Genomic DNA, 15,575 nt, shown 5'->3' on the forward strand with positions numbered 1-15,575 from the left:
GTTTGCAGTGCGCCCGCGTCCGCGTGGGCACAGGGCGCCCACCCTACGGGTCTTATACGCGGTTCAACAGGAACGTCGTCAGCAGGGGCACCGGACGTCCGGTGGCACCCTTGGCGGCACCCGATTTCCACGCCGTACCCGCGATGTCCAGGTGGGCCCACGTGTAGTTGCGCGTGAAGTTCTCCAGGAAGCATGCGGCCGTGATCGACGCGCCGCCCGGCGTGCCGATATTGGCCAGGTCGGCGAAGTTCGACTTCAGCTGCTCGCTGTAGTTCTCGCCGATGGGGAAGCGCCAGGCCACGTCGCCTGCCTGCTTGCCCGCGTCGAGCAGTTCGTCGGCGAGCGCGTCGTGCGCGTCGTCGTGGCGCGTGAACAGGCCCGACGTGTGGTGGCCCAGGGCGACGATGCAGGCGCCCGTCAAGGTCGCGATGTCGACGACGGCGGCCGGCTTGAAGCGCTCGGCGTACGTCAGCGCGTCGGCCAGGATCAGGCGGCCTTCCGCGTCCGTATTCAGGATCTCGATCGTGGTGCCGTTCATCGCCGTGACGATGTCGCCCGGCTTGGTGGCGCGGCCCGACGGCATGTTCTCGCAGGCGGCGACGATGCCGACGACGTTCAGCTTGAGGCCCATCTCGCCGATGGCGCGGAAGGTGCCCAGCACGGAACCTGCGCCGCACATGTCGTACTTCATCTCGTCCATGTTCGCGCCCGGCTTCAGCGAGATGCCGCCCGTGTCGAACGTGATGCCCTTGCCGACGAGGACGACGGGCGCGTCGTTCTTCTTGCCGCCGTTGTGCTTCAGGACGATGAACTTCGGCGGCTCCTCGCTGCCGCGCGTGACGGACAGGAAGCTGCCCATCTTGAGGGCTTCCAGCTGCTTGCGGTCCAGGACTTCGACGTCGAAGCCGAAGTCGCCCGCGAGCTTCCTCGCCGTGTTCGCGAGATAGGTCGGCGTGCAGACGTTCGGCGAGAGGTTGCCCAGTTCCTTCGTCAGGTTCATGCCGTTGGCGATGGCCTGGGCCTGGGCCAGCGTCGCCTTCAGTTGCGGCGTGGCCGCGGGTACGGCGATCGCGAGCTTGCGCACACCAGTCGGGGCGGGGTCCTTCTTGCTCTTTTGCGCATCGGTGCGGAACTCGCCTTCGTTGGCGGCGAGGACGATGCTGCGCAGGGCCCAGTTCAAGTCGCGCGCTTTCACATTCTCCAGCGGGAATGCGATAATGGCATCTTGCGCGCCCAGCGAAGCGAAGGTTTTCAGGGCAGCGGAGACGGCGCCGGCAAAACTTTTCTCGGTAATGGCTTCGTCCGCACCCATGCCGACCAGCAGCACGCGGGCCGCGGCCACGCCGCCCACGCCGCGCAGCAGCAGGGTGGAGCCGGGCTTGCCGGAGATGTCACCCGACTTGACGGCGGCGCCGATGTCGCCGTTCAGATCGAGGGCTTTCGCCGCCTCCGACAGTTTCTTGTTTTCGAACACCGCGACTGCCACACAGCCCGATTTGGCTGCGGCCAGCGTGTTTTTTGTGTCGAATGCTTTTATGCTAAAGTCCATTTGATTCTCCGTTTCGAGTTTTGACGCGCGTGCTGTCCGAGGAACCTCCCACACGGCACCCGCTCGTGACGGTTCCCTGGGGTTCCTTCAAACCTGCAATTATAACGATCGAATGATTTTCAAACGCGCCCTACAGCGTGAATTGGCCAGCGTGGCCGGCGCCACCTTCACGGTCCTGTTTACGATCTTCGTTACCTGGACCCTGATCTCCATCCTCGGCAAGGCCGCGGGAGGCAAGGTCGCCTCGAGCGACGTGTTGGCGCTGATCGGCTTTTCGGTGCTGAATTATCTGCCAACAATCCTCATCCTTACCAGCTTTATCGCCGTCATCGTCACCGTCACGCGCAGCTACCGCGATTCCGAGATGGTCGTCTGGTTCGCGTCCGGCCAGTCGCTGCTGCGCTGGGTAAGCCCCGTGCTCGTGTTCGGGTTGCCGCTCGTCGCGCTCGTGGCCGTGCTGTCGTTCGTCGCGACGCCGTGGGCCAAGATGAAGAGCGCGGAATTCGTCGAGCGCTTCGAGAAGCGCGAAGACTTGAAGCGCGTGTCGCCCGGCCAGTTCCGCGAATCGACGTCGACCAACCGCGTGTTCTTCGTCGAAGGCAGCACGGGCGGATCGACCGTCGTGCAGAACGTGTTCGTGAATACCGTCGACAAGGACGGCAACTCGATCGTCGTCGCCAAGGAAGGCGTGATCGAGCCGGACGGCAAGGGGGGGCAATATCTCGTGCTGAAGAACGGCCGGCGCTACCAGGGGCAGCCCGGGCGCGCCGATTTCCAGTCGATGGAGTTCGATCGCTACCGCATGCGCGTCTCCAGCTCGGTGCCCGTGATGGGGTCCGAGACGCCGGCCGACGCGCTGTCCACGCCCGCGCTGCTGGCGCTGCCCGACAACCGCTACACGAACGCGGAACTGCTGTACCGGATTTCCGCGCCGATCACCTGCGTCGTGCTGATGCTGCTGGCGATTCCGCTCGGCTTCGTCAACCCGCGCGCGGGCAGTTCCGCGAACCTGATCCTCGCGCTGCTGATCTTTTTCACGTACAGCAATCTGTCGAAACTGTTCGAGGCCAGCGTCAAGCAGGGCAAGATGAACTTCGGCGTGGCCTGGTGGCCGCTGCACGTGTTCGCGCTGCTCGTCGTCGCCGGCTTGTTCGCGTGGCGCCTGAACGTGAACCACCGCTGGCATCCGCTCGCGCTGCTGGGCGCATTCAAGCGCCGCCGGCTGCTGCGCAGCGGCGCAACCGCCGCCGCCACGCAGGAGGGCGCGCAATGAAGATCCTGCAGCGCTACTTCCTCGTCAACATCGCGCAGGCGGTCGTCTTCGTCCTCGTGGGCCTGCTCGGCCTGATCGCGTTCATGGACCTGACCCAGGAGCTTCCGTCGGTCGGCAAGGGCGGCTACATGATCCAGCACGCGATCCTGTACGTGCTGCTGCTCGTCCCCGGCCACGTGTACGAAGTGATGCCGGTGGCGGCGCTGATCGGCACCATCTACACGATGGCGCAGTTCGCGCAAAGCTCGGAATTCACCATCATGCGGGCGTCGTCGATGTCCACGCAGCAGGCCGCCCTGATCCTCGCGAAGATCGGTCTCGTGTTCGTCGCGCTCACGTTCCTGTTCGGCGAAGTGATCACGCCGCGCACGGCGCCCATCGCGGAGCGCGTGCGCCTGTCCGCGAAGGGCGCGACGGTGTCGGCCGAATTCCGGTCTGGCATGTGGACGAAGGACACCGTGCACGCGGGCGGCGCGAAAGGCCCCGTGACGGGCTCGCGCTTCTTCAACGCGCGCCAGATCCGTCCGGACGGCCAGCTGATCGACGTGCGGCTGTACGAGTTCGACAACAGCATGCGCATGCGCTCGCTGATCACCGCGGCCAACGCCACGTTCAGCGGCAACGGCACGTGGCGCCTGAACGACGTGACCGAGACGCTGTTCACGAACAGCCGCGAACTGCCCGCGCCGGACACGCCCCTGGCGGCCGGTCAGACCATCCAGAGCCGCTTCGGCCAGGACACGGCGTCCGTCTCCACGCGCAAGGTCGCGAGCCTCGACCTCGTCTCCGAGATCACGCCGAAGATCCTGTCCGTGTCGCGCTCCGACCCGGCCCAGATGTCGGCCAACGAACTGGCCGTGTACACGCGCCACCTGGCCGAGAACCGCCAGGAGACGGAGCGCTTCAAGATCGCGTTCTGGAAGAAGCTGATCGACCCGCTGTCGATCTTCGTGCTGATGGCGCTCGCGCTGCCGTTCGGCTACCTGCACACGCGCAGCGGCGGCGTGAGCCTGAAGATCTTCATCGGCATCATGATCGGCGTGAGCTTCCTCTTGATTAACTCGCTGTTCTCGCACGTGGGCATGTTGTCGACCTGGCCCGCGTTCCTGACGGCGGCCGCGCCCAGCCTGCTGTTCCTGCTGCTGGCAATCGTCGCCCTGCGCTGGGTGGAGAGACATTGATGGAAAAAGCACTCGTCCTGTTCGCGCACGGCGCGCGCGCTGCCAGCTGGGCCGCGCCGTTCCAGCGCCTGCGCGACCTCACGGCGGCGCGCCGCCCCGATTGCACCGTGTCGCTGGCGTTCCTCGAACTGATGACGCCCAGCCTGCCCGACGAAGTGAACGCCCTCGTGGCGCTGGGCGCGCGCGACGTCACCATCGTCCCCGTGTTCCTGGGGCAGGGCGGCCATCTGCTGCGCGACCTGCCGCTGCTGCTCGACCAACTGCGCGCGAGCCATCCGCACGTGACGTTCGCCACGGTGCCGGCCGTCGGCGAAGATCCGGGCGTGCTGGCCGCCATGGCCGCCTATTGCGCGGGCGCCTGAGTGACCTGAGTTTGTTGTACATCAGGCCCGCGGATGCCCGCGGCGCCGAGACTGGTCGGATGTCCGTTACTGACGCTTACGATCCAGCCATGTCCAGCAAACCCGTACCGTTGTCCGTCCGCCTGCGCGCGTGCCTGCGCGCGCTCGATCCCCTGCGCCTGGTGCCGGGGCCCCGTCCGTTCGTGGAGTGGCGCTGCGCGCGCCGCCTCGACCGGCTGGCGCGCCGCATGCAGCACATGCAGGCGCGCATCGCGTCCATGCGCGACCATCTGCTGGGCGAGGGGGCGCCGCCCAGGCCCGACGCCGACGGCAGCCTGCGCCGCATGCTCGTGGGCTTGCGTGGCGAACTGTCGCAGATGCGCTGCGATCTCGCGCTGTGGTATGCGGAGGAATGCGGCGGAGAGAGCGGCGAGCGGCTGGCGATGGCGCTGGCGCGCCTGAACCGCATCGCCGTCGACACGCACGCCGCAGCGCAGCGCCTGGAGGCCGAGCTGGAGGCGGAGCGGTAGGGTGGGCACCCCGTGCCCACGCGTAACGTTCGCGTCACATTGACGTTCGCGTGGGCACAGGGGTGCCCACCCTACGTCAGACCGATTGGTGCGGGCGATGCGCCATCGCCTCGCCGATCATGACGAGCACGGGGCCGTGCGCGACGTCGAGTCCATGCGCGAGGTCGGCCAGCGTGAGGCGGCGCACGCGCTGGTCGGCGCGGCTGCAGTTTTCCACGACGACGACGGGCAGGTCGGGCCGGCGGCCTTCGGCCAGCAGGCGTTCCGCGGTGGCCGCCGCTTCGCGGCCCCCCATGTACTGCACCAACGTATCGGTTTCCGGCAGCGCGGGATGGTCCGGCTGGTCAGGGGCGGTACTGGACGTGAAGAAGGCGACGCTGCGCGCGACGCCGCGCTTCGTCAGCGGCTGCAAGGTGGCAGCCGCCGCGGCGACGGCCGTCGTGATGCCGGGGACGACTTCGACCTCGATACCCGCTTCCTCGAGCGCGCGGAGTTCCTCGTCGGCGCGCCCGAACAGCATCGGGTCGCCGCCTTTCAACCGCACGACGCGCTGGTAGCGGCGCGCGGCATCGACGAGTTTTTCATTGATGACGGTTTGCGCCGTCGACCGCTGGCCGGAGCGCTTGCCGACAGGGATCAACTCGGCCTGCTCGCACAGCGCGAGCATCTCCGGGGTGACGAGGGCGTCGTACAGCACGGCCTCCGCCTCCCCGAGCAGGCGCGCTCCGCGAACGGTGATGAGATCTGCAGCGCCGGGTCCGGCTCCAATCAAATAAACCTTCCCCAGTACAGCCATGCGATCCCTTTCTATCGTTCGTTACGCGTCAATACGGATCATACCCGCAGCGACCGTTTGATGGGTAACTTCATCGATCAGGATGAAGGCGCCCGTTGCGCGGATCGCATCGTAGGCGTCGGCCGCCAGCGGTTGTTGCACGGCCAGTTCGATCCGGGCGATGTCGTTCAACTTCAGGCCTTCGGCCGGGTTGTCGACGGTGCGACGCTGCTGCGTGTTGACGTCCAGGATGGACTCGATCGCTTTCACCTTGGCCATCGTCTGGCGCGTGCCGTGCTTGATCCAGTACTTGTGGCGCACGTCCAGGGGCTCGTCGGCCATCCAGCAGACGTCCGCCTTCACCTGCTTCAGCAAGGTGGCTGGCTGCTCGGCCGGGGCCAGCACGTCGCCGCGCGAGATGTCCACGTATTCGTTCAACGTGATCGTGACGGACTGGCCGGCGACGGCCTGCTGCAGGGGGCCGTCGAACGTGAGGATGTCCTTCACGGTCGCGCTGTGGCCGGACGGCTGCACGACGAGCTTGTCGCCGACGGCGACCTTGCCCGACTCGATGCGCCCCATGTAGCCGCGGAAGTCGTTCGCCTCGTGGCCGTTGTGGCGCGCGACCAGCTGCACGGGGAAGCGGAACGGGGCGGCGTGGGTCTCGTCGTAGACGCTCAAACCTTCGAGCAGCTCGATCAACGTGGGGCCTTCGTACCACGGCATGTTGTCGCCGCGCTCGACGACGTTGTCGCCCGCGAGTGCCGACAGCGGGATCGCCGTGATGTCCTTCAGGCCCAGCGTGTCCGCGAACTTCGTGTATTCCGCGACGATGCGGTCGTACACGGTGCGGTCGTAGTTCACGAGGTCCATCTTGTTGACGGCGACGATCACGTGCTCGATCTGCAGCAGCTTGGCGATGGTCGAGTGGCGCTTCGTCTGCACCAGCAGTTCGACGCTGCCGTCGTCACCGAGCTTCACCTTCGACACGTCGACGAGAATGATGACGGCGTCCGCGGTCGACGCGCCCGTCACCATGTTGCGGGTGTACTGCTCGTGGCCCGGGGTGTCGGCGATGATGAACTTGCGTTTCGGCGTGGCGAAATAGCGGTACGCGACGTCGATCGTGATGCCTTGCTCGCGCTCCGCTTCCAGGCCGTCCGTCAGCAGCGACAGATCGATCGTGTCGCCCACGGTACGCTTGTGCTTCGAACGCGACACGGCCGCGAGCTGGTCGGCGAAGATGCCCTTGCTGTCGAACAGCAGGCGGCCGATCAGGGTGCTCTTGCCGTCGTCGACGGAGCCGGCGGTGATGAAGCGCAGCAGGCCGGCCTGGCCGCTCTGGTCGTTGTCGTGGTTGAGTTGTTCGTTCAGGGCGTTCATCAGAAATATCCTTGTTTCTTGCGCTTTTCCATCGAGGCTTCCGACGTCTGGTCGTCCATGCGGGTCGCGCCGCGCTCGGTGATCTGGGTGATCGCCGTCTCGGCGATGATGGCGTCGACAGTCGATGCATCCGATGCGACGGGGCACGTGCACGAGATGTCGCCGACGGTACGGAAGCGGACGACGCGGGTCTCGACTTCCTCGCCGTCGCGGGCCGGCGTCAGCGGCGTCAGCGGCACGAGCAGGCCATTGCGCGGGATCACCTGGCGCTCGTGCGCGAAATAGATCGGCGGCAGCGCGAGTTTTTCGCGGGCGATGTATTGCCAGACGTCGAGTTCGGTCCAGTTCGAGATCGGGAACACGCGCATGTTTTCGCCCGGATGCACGCGGGTGTTATACAGGTCCCACAGTTCCGGACGCTGGGCTTTCGGGTCCCACTGGCCGAATTCGTCGCGGAACGAGAAGATGCGCTCTTTCGCGCGTGCCTTTTCCTCGTCGCGGCGGGCGCCGCCGATGCAGGCGTCGAAGCCGTATTCGGCGATCGTTTCCAGCAGGGTGACGGCTTGCGCGGCGTTGCGCGAATCCGTCTGCGGATTGCGCAGGCGGACGGTGCCCTTCTTGATCGAGTCCTCGACGGAGCCGACGATCAGGCGCTCGCCGAGTTCGGCCACGCGCGCGTCGCGGAAGGCGATCACTTCATCGAAGTTGTGGCCCGTGTCGATGTGCACGAGGGGGAACGGGAATTTGCCCGGGCGGAACGCCTTCTCGGCCAGGCGCAGCAGCACCACGGAGTCTTTGCCGCCGGAGAACAGCAGGGCAGGGTTCGAGCACTCCGCCGCGACCTCGCGCAGGATGTGGATGGCTTCGGATTCGAGTGCGTCCAGGTGGCGCGCGTTCACGTCACTGAGGGCGAGCGGCGTATCGGAAAAAATCGTCATGTTTAACTTTGCCTGTCGATGTCTTGATGGGGCCGGTGTTCGGTCATTAGGCCGGGGCCACGGATTTGATTCGGATGAGCTTGCCGTCGACGAGATGCAGGCCGCATTCCTTGGAGTCGGCGTTTTCCCACCACCAGCGGCCGGCGCGCACGTCCTCGCCCGGCTGGATCGCACGGGTGCAGGGTTCGCAGCCGATCGACGGGTAGCCGCGATCGTGCAGGTCATTGTACGGCACGTTGTTGTCGCGGATATACGTCCAGACGTCGTCCTCGCTCCAGTCGGCCAGCGGATTGAACTTGGCCATGCCGTGCGCCGCATCGTCTTCCTGCACGGGCAGCTCTAGGCGCGTCGTCGACTGCGCGCGGCGCTGTCCGGTGATCCAGGCCTTGTTGCCGGCGAGGGCGCGGCCCAGCGGCTCGACCTTGCGCACGTAGCAGCAGCCCTTGCGCATCTCGACGCTGTCGTAGAACGCGTTCAGGCCGTTCTTCGCGACGTACTCGTCGACGAGTTCCTGCTTCGGGCGCATCACGACGATGTCGTAGCCGTAGTGGGCCTTGACCTTGTCGAACATGGCCAGCGTTTCCTTGTGCAGGCGCCCCGTCTCCAGCGAGAAGATCGTGATCGGCAGGCCGGCCTTGAGGATCAGGTCGGTGAGGACCATGTCCTCGGCCGCCAGGCTGGACGCGAACACGGCGGGTGAAAAATCGCGCGCGATGCGCTCCAGGATGCCGCGGGTTTCATTCACCCGCGCGTTCAGGTCGCTCATGGGTTTCCTTGTGTGCTCGTCAGATGCCGGCGCCGACGTCGCTGTGCTCGGGCAGCGCGCCGCGCGCATGGCGGCGGAACAGCGGCAGTTCGTTGTCGACGGATGCCTGGTACGTTTCCGAGAACACCGTCAGGCCTTTCAGCGCATCGTGGATGTTGCGGTCTTCGCGCGTCGCATAGGCGTTGAAGCCGCAACGGACCATCTGGAACAGCTGGTCGCGCAGCACGTCGCCGATGGCGCGCAGCTCGCCCTGGTAGCCGAGGCGCTTGCGCAGGTTGTACGCGATCGAATAGCCGCGGCCATCGGAAAACTTCGGGAAGTCGACGGCGACGACGGCGAACTTGTCGAGGTCGTCCTTCACGGTGTGCGCCAGCTCGTCCGACGCGAACCAGATGCCCAGTTCGCGGCGCGCGGCGCGGGCCAGCAGCTGCTCGCGCTGCGCCAGCCACACTTTCACGGGGACGATGATTTTGCCGGCCGGGACCTCGACGGTTTCCGGGGTGCCGTCTTCGACGACTTTCAGGACGCTCCAGTCGTCAGCCACCACTTCGCGGTGCTTGATGATCTGCTTGTGCGCGTGCAATTCGAAATTAGGCATATTCGTCTTCCCCAACCAGTGCGCCGGCCGGGATCGGCGTGGCATAAACATGTTCCTTGAACGGCGCGACGCCGAGGCGCTGCGCCACGTCGACGAAGCGTTCGCCGTCGACGCGGTTCTTCACATAGACCTCCAGCAGGCGGCCGATGACTTCCGGCATCTGCGGTGCCGAGAACGACGGGCCGATGATCTTGCCGATGGCGGACTCGTTGCCCTGGGCACCGCCGATCGACACCTGGTACCACTCGGCGCCGTCCTTGTCCACGCCCAGCACGCCGATATGGCCCACGTGGTGGTGGCCGCAGGCGTTGATGCAGCCCGAGATGTTCAGTTCGATGTCGCCGATGTCGTGCTGGAAGTCGAGGTTGTCGAAACGCTCCGCGATGGCGGCCGCGATCGGGATCGACTTCGCGTTCGCCAGCGAGCAGTAATCGCCGCCCGGGCACGAGATCATGTCCGTCAACAGGCCGATGTTCGGCGTCGCGAGACCGCGCGCCTTGGCCTGCTGCCACACTTCGAACAGTTTGGCTTGCTCGACGTCGGCCAGCACGAGGTTCTGTTCGTGCGTCACGCGCAGTTCGTTGAAGCTGTACTTGTCGGCCAGGTCGGCCACGAAGTCCATCTGCTCCGCGGTCGCGTCGCCCGGCGGCACGCCCGTCTTCTTCAGCGACAGCACGACGGACGCATAGCCCGGCACCTTGTGCGGCTTGACGTTGCGCTGCAGCCAGTTGGCGAATGCCTTGTCGCCCGCGTGCTCGGCGCGCGGGTCGATGTTCGGCAAGGTGAGGTAGGGCTTCGGATTGAACCACTGGGCCACGCGTTCGACTTCCTCGCGGGTCAGCGTTTCCGGGCCGTCCTTCAGGTCGGCGAATTCCGCCTCGACCATGCGCGCGAATTCCTCGGCGCCCACGGCTTTCACGAGGATCTTGATGCGGGCCTTGTACTTGTTGTCGCGGCGGCCGAACTGGTTGTACACGCGCATGATCGCTTCCGTGTACGTCAGCAGGTGCTGCCAGGGCACGAAGTCGTTGATCACGCTGCCGATGATCGGGGTACGGCCCAGGCCGCCACCGACCATGAACTTGAAGCCCACTTCGCCGGCGTCGTTGAGCACCGCGGTCAGGCCGATGTCGTGCACGGCGATGGCGGCGCGGTCTTCCACGGCGCCGTTGATCGCGATCTTGAACTTGCGGGGCAGGGCGATGAATTCGGGGTGGAACGTGCTCCACTGGCGGATGATCTCGGCGTAAGGGCGCACATCGACGATCTCGTCCGCGGCGACGCCGGCGTACTCGTCCGTCGTGGTGTTACGAATGCAATTGCCCGACGTCTGGATCGCGTGCATCTCGACGGAAGCCAGGTCCGTCAGGATGTCCGGCGTCTGCTCCAGTTCGATCCAGTTGAACTGGATGTTCTGGCGCGTCGTGAAGTGGCCGTAGCCGCGGTCGTACTTGCGCGCGATGTGCGCGAACATGCGCATCTGCGCCGTCGACAGCAGGCCGTACGGCACGGCGATGCGCAGCATGTAGGCATGGCGCTGCATGTACAGGCCATTCTGCAAGCGCAGCGGCAGGAATTCTTCTTCGGTCAGCTCGTCGGCGAGACGGCGCCGTACCTGGTCGCGGTACTGGGCGATGCGTTCACGTACGATGAGATGGTCGTATTGGTCGTAACGGTACATGGGCAAGATTCCTTAGGGGCGGGCCAATCCTGACCCAAACTATCCCGAATATTAATAAAAACCAGCTATATTCCAAACGACGGAGAATTTATTTGCTTATATGAGCCTGCGGTATAAGCATCCTTGTAAAATGCGGGATCGGATTGACAAGATAAGGGCAATGAACCTACACCAACTACGTTTCGTGCGCGAAGCGGTTCGCCAAAACTACAACCTGACCGACGCCGCCAAGGCCTTGTTCACGTCGCAACCCGGGGTGTCGAAAGCGATCATCGAACTGGAGGAAGAGCTCGGCGTCGACATCTTCACCCGCCACGGCAAGCGCATCCGGGGCCTGACGGAGCCCGGCCGCCTCGTCCTGCATTCGGTCGAGCTGATCATGCAGGAGATCGACAGCCTCAAGCGCATTGGCAAGGAATACGCGGCCCAGGACAGCGGCAGCTTCACGATCGCGACGACGCACACCCAGGCGCGCTACATGCTGCCCAAGGTCGTGCAGGCGTTCATGCAGCGCTTCCCGAAGGTTCGATTGTCTTTATTGCAAGGCAATCCGCGCCAGATCGCCGACATGGTCAAGAACGACCAGGCCGACCTCGCCATCGCGACGGAATCCATCGCGGCCGTCGACGGCCTCATCACCTTGCCGTGCTACCAGTGGGAGCACGTCCTCGTCCTGCCGCCCGAGCATCCGCTGACGAAATCGAAGGCCATTTCGCTGGAAGAGATCGCCGGCTATCCCTTGATCACGTACGATGCCGCGTTCGCGGGCCGCAGCAAGATCGACCACGCGTTCGAATTGCGCAACCTCAAGCCGGACGTGCTGCTGGAAGCCATCGACGCCGACGTCATCAAGACGTACGTTGAACTGGGCATGGGCATCGGCATCATCGCCGGCATGGCCTTCGACCACGACCGCGACCGCAACCTGCGCGCGATCCCCGTGGGCCATCTGTTCGGCATGAACGTGTCGCGCGTGGCCGTGAAGCAGGGCGCCTATCTGCGCAGCTACATCTATACTTTCATCGAATTGCTGGCGCCGACGCTCAATCGCAAGATGGTCGAATCGGCCATGCGCGGCACCAGCGAGAACTACGAGCTTTGATATGAATCGCAACAATGATCCGGTCGCGCGCTACTACGCCAGCAGCACGCAGGCCGCGGACGCGGCGCTGTCCCGTGCCGAACGCGCCAACGACCTCGCGCGCGTGCGCGAACGTCTCGCCCAGCTGGTACGCGGGCAGACCGTGCTGGAACTCGCGTGCGGCACCGGCTACTGGACGGAAGTGATCGCCGCCAACGCCGATAAGGTGCTGGCGACCGACGTCCTCGACGCCATGCTGGAGCGGGCGCAGACCCGCCGCTTCCCGGAAGGCAAGGTCGCGTTCCGGCGCGTGGACGGCCTCGACCTGCCGGACGACCTCGGCACGTTTTCCTGTGTGTTCATCGGTTTCTGGTGGTCGCACCTCAAGCGCGACGAGCAGGATGCGCTGCTGGCCCTGCTGCGGGCGCGGCTCGGCCACGACGTCACGCTGATCCTGCTGGACGACGCCTATGTCGAGGGCAGCAGCACGACGATCGCGCGCACGGACGCGCAGGGCAATACGTATGAAATCGTCGCGACGCCGGATGGGGAGCGGTTCGAGCTGCCGAAAAATTATCCGGCCGACAGTGCATTGCGCAAGCGGCTGGGTGGGGACGTGCGCGAGATCAGGATCGAGCGGTTGACCTATTACTGGATGCTCACCTGTCGCCTCAAATAACGCATGGTGGGCTCGGGGAGCCCACCCTACGAATTGATGCTGGCGTAGGGTGGGCACCCCGTGCCCACCGATCCAACGGTGAATCAGGCATGTAGGGTGGGCACCCCGTGCCCACCGATCCAACGGTGAATCAGGCATGTAGGGTGGGCACCCCGTGCCCACCGATCCAACGGTGAATCAGGCATGTAGGGTGGGCACCACGTGCCCACCGATCCAATGGTGAATCAGGCATGTAGGGTGGGCACCCCGTGCCCACCGATCCAACGGTAAATCAAGCATGTAGGGTGGGCAACCCGTGCCCACCGATCCAACGGTGAATCAGGCATGTAGCGTGGGCACCCCGTGCCCACCGATCCAACGGTAAATCAAGCATGTAGGGTGGGCACCCCGTGCCCACGCGGATGTCCGAGTAATAAGAACGTGTGACGGATGCCGGGGGTGAGTGCCGACGGTTCGTCACCGGGTAATTAGAACGTGTGACGAATGCCGAGGGTGAACGCCGACGGGTCGCCACCCAGCGCCGTCGCTGCCGGCGTGATGTTGTTCGAACCGGAGTTCAGGCCGAACGTGGCCAGGCCGTTGTTGTTCAGGCTGGCGTACGACGCGTACAGGTTCGTGCGCTTCGACAGCGAGTAGCTGTAGGCCAGTGCCCAGGCATTGCCCTTGGCGCCGTTCTCGAGCTTGTTCTGCTGCACGTTGGCGTAGAACTTGCCCTGGCCGAACGGATAGCCGGCACCCAGGTTGTACTGCTTGAACTTGTTGTTCGCGCCATCCGGATCAGCCGACAGGTAGTTGGCCTTGATCTCCAGGCCGCCGACGTCCGCGAACGTGTAGGCGGCGCCGATGCCGTATTCCTTGTCGTTGCCCGTCGAGACGCGCTTGAACGTGTGGTAGGCGGCGCCCAGGTACAGGCCACCCAGCTTGTATTCGGCGCCGATGCCCTTCAGGTCGCCCGACGGGCCCGTCGTCTTCTCGCCGGCCGAGTAGGCGGCCAGCAGGTCGAAGCCGCCAAACGACGCGCTCTTGTAGTTGATCGAGTTGGCCAGGCGGCGGGTCACCTTGCCCGAACCGAATGCCGACAGGTTGCTGCCGTAGAAGCCCTGGCCGAATTCGTCGGTGGCGCCGGCCACGGTGGCGATCGGCGAATATTCGCGACCCAGGGTCACGGTGCCGAATTCACCTTCCAGGCCCACGACGGCGCGACGCTGGAACAGGCCGGCGGAATCCTGCACGCCCGTGTCGACGGCGACGCCGGCTTCCAGGTTGAAGATGGCCTTCAGGCCGTTGCCCAGGTCTTCCGAACCACGGAAGCCGAAGCGGCTGCCCGACTGGTCGCCCGACTGGACGTTGGTGTGGCGGCCGTCCGGACCGCCGGCGTCGGCGGACTCGATGGCGGCATCGACGACACCGTACAGCGTCACGTTGGTCTGGGCTACGGCGAACAGCGGGGCGGACGCCACCAGGGCGGCGGCCAGGCGTTTGACTTGCATTCAGGTTTCTCCAATAAGATATCGTTCGACTCAAGCGATGTCGTAATCACTTGCTTGATCGGCACGAATCTTATCGAAGCGATATGTCGATTTGATGACAGAGCGCAATGTTGCACAGTTGCCACAACGCGCGGCCATCAATGCGTGACGCCGTCATGACACGACGTGGCCGCCCAGCGGCAGCACGATGTCGATGCGCGTGCCTTGTGGCTCGTCCGCGCCGATCGTGATGTCGCCTTTCATGGCCCAGACCCGTTCGCGCATGCCGATGAGGCCCAGCGATTCCGCCTTTTCCATGTCTTCCGGCCGGATACCGCGGCCATCGTCGCGGATCGTGACGAGCAGTTCGCCATCCAGCCGGAACAGATTCATCATGACGCGCGTCGCTTGCGCATGACGGGCGATGTTGGTCAGCGCTTCCTGCACGATGCGGAAGATGGCCGTGCTGGCCGCGTCGTCCAGCCGCAGCTCCGCTTCGTCGGCGAGGAGGGTGGTGGGGATGCCGTAGCGTTCCACGAAATCGTCGCGCAGGCCCTGCAGCGCGAAATACAGGCCGCCTTCGTCGAGCGCGCGCGGGCGCAGGTTGGTGGCGATGCGGCGCAGCGACGTGATCGCGGTCAGCAGGTTGTCTTCCATGCCGCGCATCAGGCGCAGGCTGTCGGATGGCGTGCCGTCGGCCTGCTGCAGCAGGGTAAGGTCCATGCGCAGCGATGCGAGCAGCTGGCCGAGGTCGTCGTGCAGTTCGCGCGCGATGTGCGTGCGCTCTTCCTCGCGGATGGTCTGCAGGGCGGCGGACAGCTGGCGCAGCTGGTCGTGCGAGCGGGTCAGTTTTTCCTGCACGTGGCGGCGTTCGCTGACGTCGCGCATGACCACCGTATAGAAGGGGGCGCCCGCGTTCGCGCGCGAGATCGAGCCTTCGATGGGGAAGCGCTCGCCGTCGTTGCGCAAGCCGACGACCGTGTAATCGGTCGCGCGGCGGCCCGCGCGCCCGCTGCCGGGCCGGAAATAATCGACGGGCTCGCCCGCGCGGTCGGCCCGGCCGGCCGGTTCCTCGAGGTAGCGGCCCAGCGGACTCCCGACCATCTGCTCGACACTCGTGCCGAACAGTGCCGCCGCCGCGGGATTGGCCATGACGATGGTGTTTGCGCGGTCGGCGGAGATGATGGCTTCGCTGACGTGGTTGACGATCTGGCGGCTGGCCGGCACGGTATCGGGCTCCCCTGATGTGCGCCTGCCCAGACTATGGCCGACCGCAAGCCCGGCCAGGAAGCAGGCTGCGGCCCGGCCGGAAACGCGGGGGCGGCGCGGTC

The 15,575-nt window shown here is 65.3% G+C and carries 15 protein-coding genes; 6 read left to right on the forward strand and 9 right to left on the reverse strand.

What is annotated here, in order from left to right; genetic code table 11:
• Positions 1-52 precede the first annotated feature (52 nt).
• On the reverse strand, positions 53-1,549 hold the full coding sequence (locus HAV22_RS15150) for a leucyl aminopeptidase (RefSeq protein ID WP_166859907.1): 1,497 nt from the start codon (positions 1,547-1,549) through the stop codon (positions 53-55).
• 112 nt (positions 1,550-1,661) lie between these two features.
• Here HAV22_RS15150 and lptF point away from each other — a divergent pair, with 112 nt between their 5' ends.
• The 4 genes from lptF (at position 1,662) to HAV22_RS15170 (ending at position 4,874) form a co-directional block, all read left to right on the forward strand.
• The gene (lptF, locus tag HAV22_RS15155; protein ID WP_166859908.1) at positions 1,662-2,822 is read left to right on the forward strand and encodes an LPS export ABC transporter permease LptF; all 1,161 of its coding nucleotides are present in this window, start codon (positions 1,662-1,664) and stop codon (positions 2,820-2,822) included.
• On the forward strand, positions 2,819-4,003 hold the full coding sequence (lptG, locus tag HAV22_RS15160; protein WP_166859909.1) for an LPS export ABC transporter permease LptG: 1,185 nt from the start codon (positions 2,819-2,821) through the stop codon (positions 4,001-4,003). The genes lptF and lptG overlap by 4 nt, the downstream gene beginning before the upstream one ends.
• Positions 4,003-4,365, forward strand: coding sequence for a sirohydrochlorin chelatase (locus HAV22_RS15165; protein ID WP_166859910.1), 363 nt, complete (start codon positions 4,003-4,005; stop codon positions 4,363-4,365). The genes lptG and HAV22_RS15165 overlap by 1 nt, the downstream gene beginning before the upstream one ends.
• Before the next feature lie 89 nt (positions 4,366-4,454).
• Complete coding sequence (locus HAV22_RS15170; protein ID WP_166859911.1) at positions 4,455-4,874, forward strand: hypothetical protein; 420 nt, start codon at positions 4,455-4,457, stop codon at positions 4,872-4,874.
• 76 nt (positions 4,875-4,950) lie between these two features.
• On the opposite strand, the gene cobA is transcribed toward HAV22_RS15170, so the two are convergent.
• From cobA to HAV22_RS15200, 6 genes are read right to left on the reverse strand one after another with little or no spacing between them, the layout of a single operon-like run.
• Positions 4,951-5,670: a uroporphyrinogen-III C-methyltransferase gene (gene cobA, locus HAV22_RS15175; protein WP_166859912.1), complete on the reverse strand. Its 720-nt coding sequence runs from the start codon at positions 5,668-5,670 to the stop codon at positions 4,951-4,953.
• A 21-nt stretch (positions 5,671-5,691) separates the two neighbouring features.
• A complete protein-coding gene (locus tag HAV22_RS15180; RefSeq protein ID WP_166859913.1) occupies positions 5,692-7,032 on the reverse strand; it encodes a sulfate adenylyltransferase subunit 1 in 1,341 nt (446 codons plus the stop codon).
• The gene (cysD, locus tag HAV22_RS15185; protein ID WP_166859914.1) at positions 7,032-7,970 is read right to left on the reverse strand and encodes a sulfate adenylyltransferase subunit CysD; all 939 of its coding nucleotides are present in this window, start codon (positions 7,968-7,970) and stop codon (positions 7,032-7,034) included. The genes HAV22_RS15180 and cysD overlap by 1 nt, the downstream gene beginning before the upstream one ends.
• Before the next feature lie 46 nt (positions 7,971-8,016).
• Positions 8,017-8,736, reverse strand: a complete 720-nt coding sequence (locus HAV22_RS15190) for a phosphoadenylyl-sulfate reductase (protein WP_229421249.1) — start codon at positions 8,734-8,736, stop codon at positions 8,017-8,019.
• Between the two features lie 19 nt (positions 8,737-8,755).
• Positions 8,756-9,334 (reverse strand): DUF934 domain-containing protein, encoded by a 579-nt coding sequence (locus tag HAV22_RS15195; protein ID WP_166859918.1) that lies wholly within the window; start codon positions 9,332-9,334, stop codon positions 8,756-8,758.
• On the reverse strand, positions 9,327-11,015 hold the full coding sequence (locus tag HAV22_RS15200) for a nitrite/sulfite reductase (protein ID WP_166859920.1): 1,689 nt from the start codon (positions 11,013-11,015) through the stop codon (positions 9,327-9,329). The genes HAV22_RS15195 and HAV22_RS15200 overlap by 8 nt, the downstream gene beginning before the upstream one ends.
• Before the next feature lie 160 nt (positions 11,016-11,175).
• Here HAV22_RS15200 and HAV22_RS15205 point away from each other — a divergent pair, with 160 nt between their 5' ends.
• Complete coding sequence (locus HAV22_RS15205) at positions 11,176-12,117, forward strand: CysB family HTH-type transcriptional regulator (protein ID WP_166859923.1); 942 nt, start codon at positions 11,176-11,178, stop codon at positions 12,115-12,117.
• Between the two features lies 1 nt (position 12,118).
• Positions 12,119-12,775, forward strand: a complete 657-nt coding sequence (locus HAV22_RS15210) for a class I SAM-dependent methyltransferase (protein ID WP_166859925.1) — start codon at positions 12,119-12,121, stop codon at positions 12,773-12,775.
• A 467-nt stretch (positions 12,776-13,242) separates the two neighbouring features.
• On the opposite strand, the gene HAV22_RS15215 is transcribed toward HAV22_RS15210, so the two are convergent.
• Complete coding sequence (locus HAV22_RS15215; protein ID WP_166859931.1) at positions 13,243-14,265, reverse strand: porin; 1,023 nt, start codon at positions 14,263-14,265, stop codon at positions 13,243-13,245.
• Positions 14,266-14,418: 153 nt separating this feature from the next.
• The gene (locus tag HAV22_RS15220) at positions 14,419-15,471 is read right to left on the reverse strand and encodes a PAS domain-containing sensor histidine kinase (protein ID WP_371869658.1); all 1,053 of its coding nucleotides are present in this window, start codon (positions 15,469-15,471) and stop codon (positions 14,419-14,421) included.
• Positions 15,472-15,575: the final 104 nt, after the last annotated feature.

The organism is Telluria antibiotica, from assembly GCF_011682055.1.
In the GTDB taxonomy this organism is placed as follows: domain Bacteria; phylum Pseudomonadota; class Gammaproteobacteria; order Burkholderiales; family Burkholderiaceae_D; genus Telluria; species Telluria antibiotica.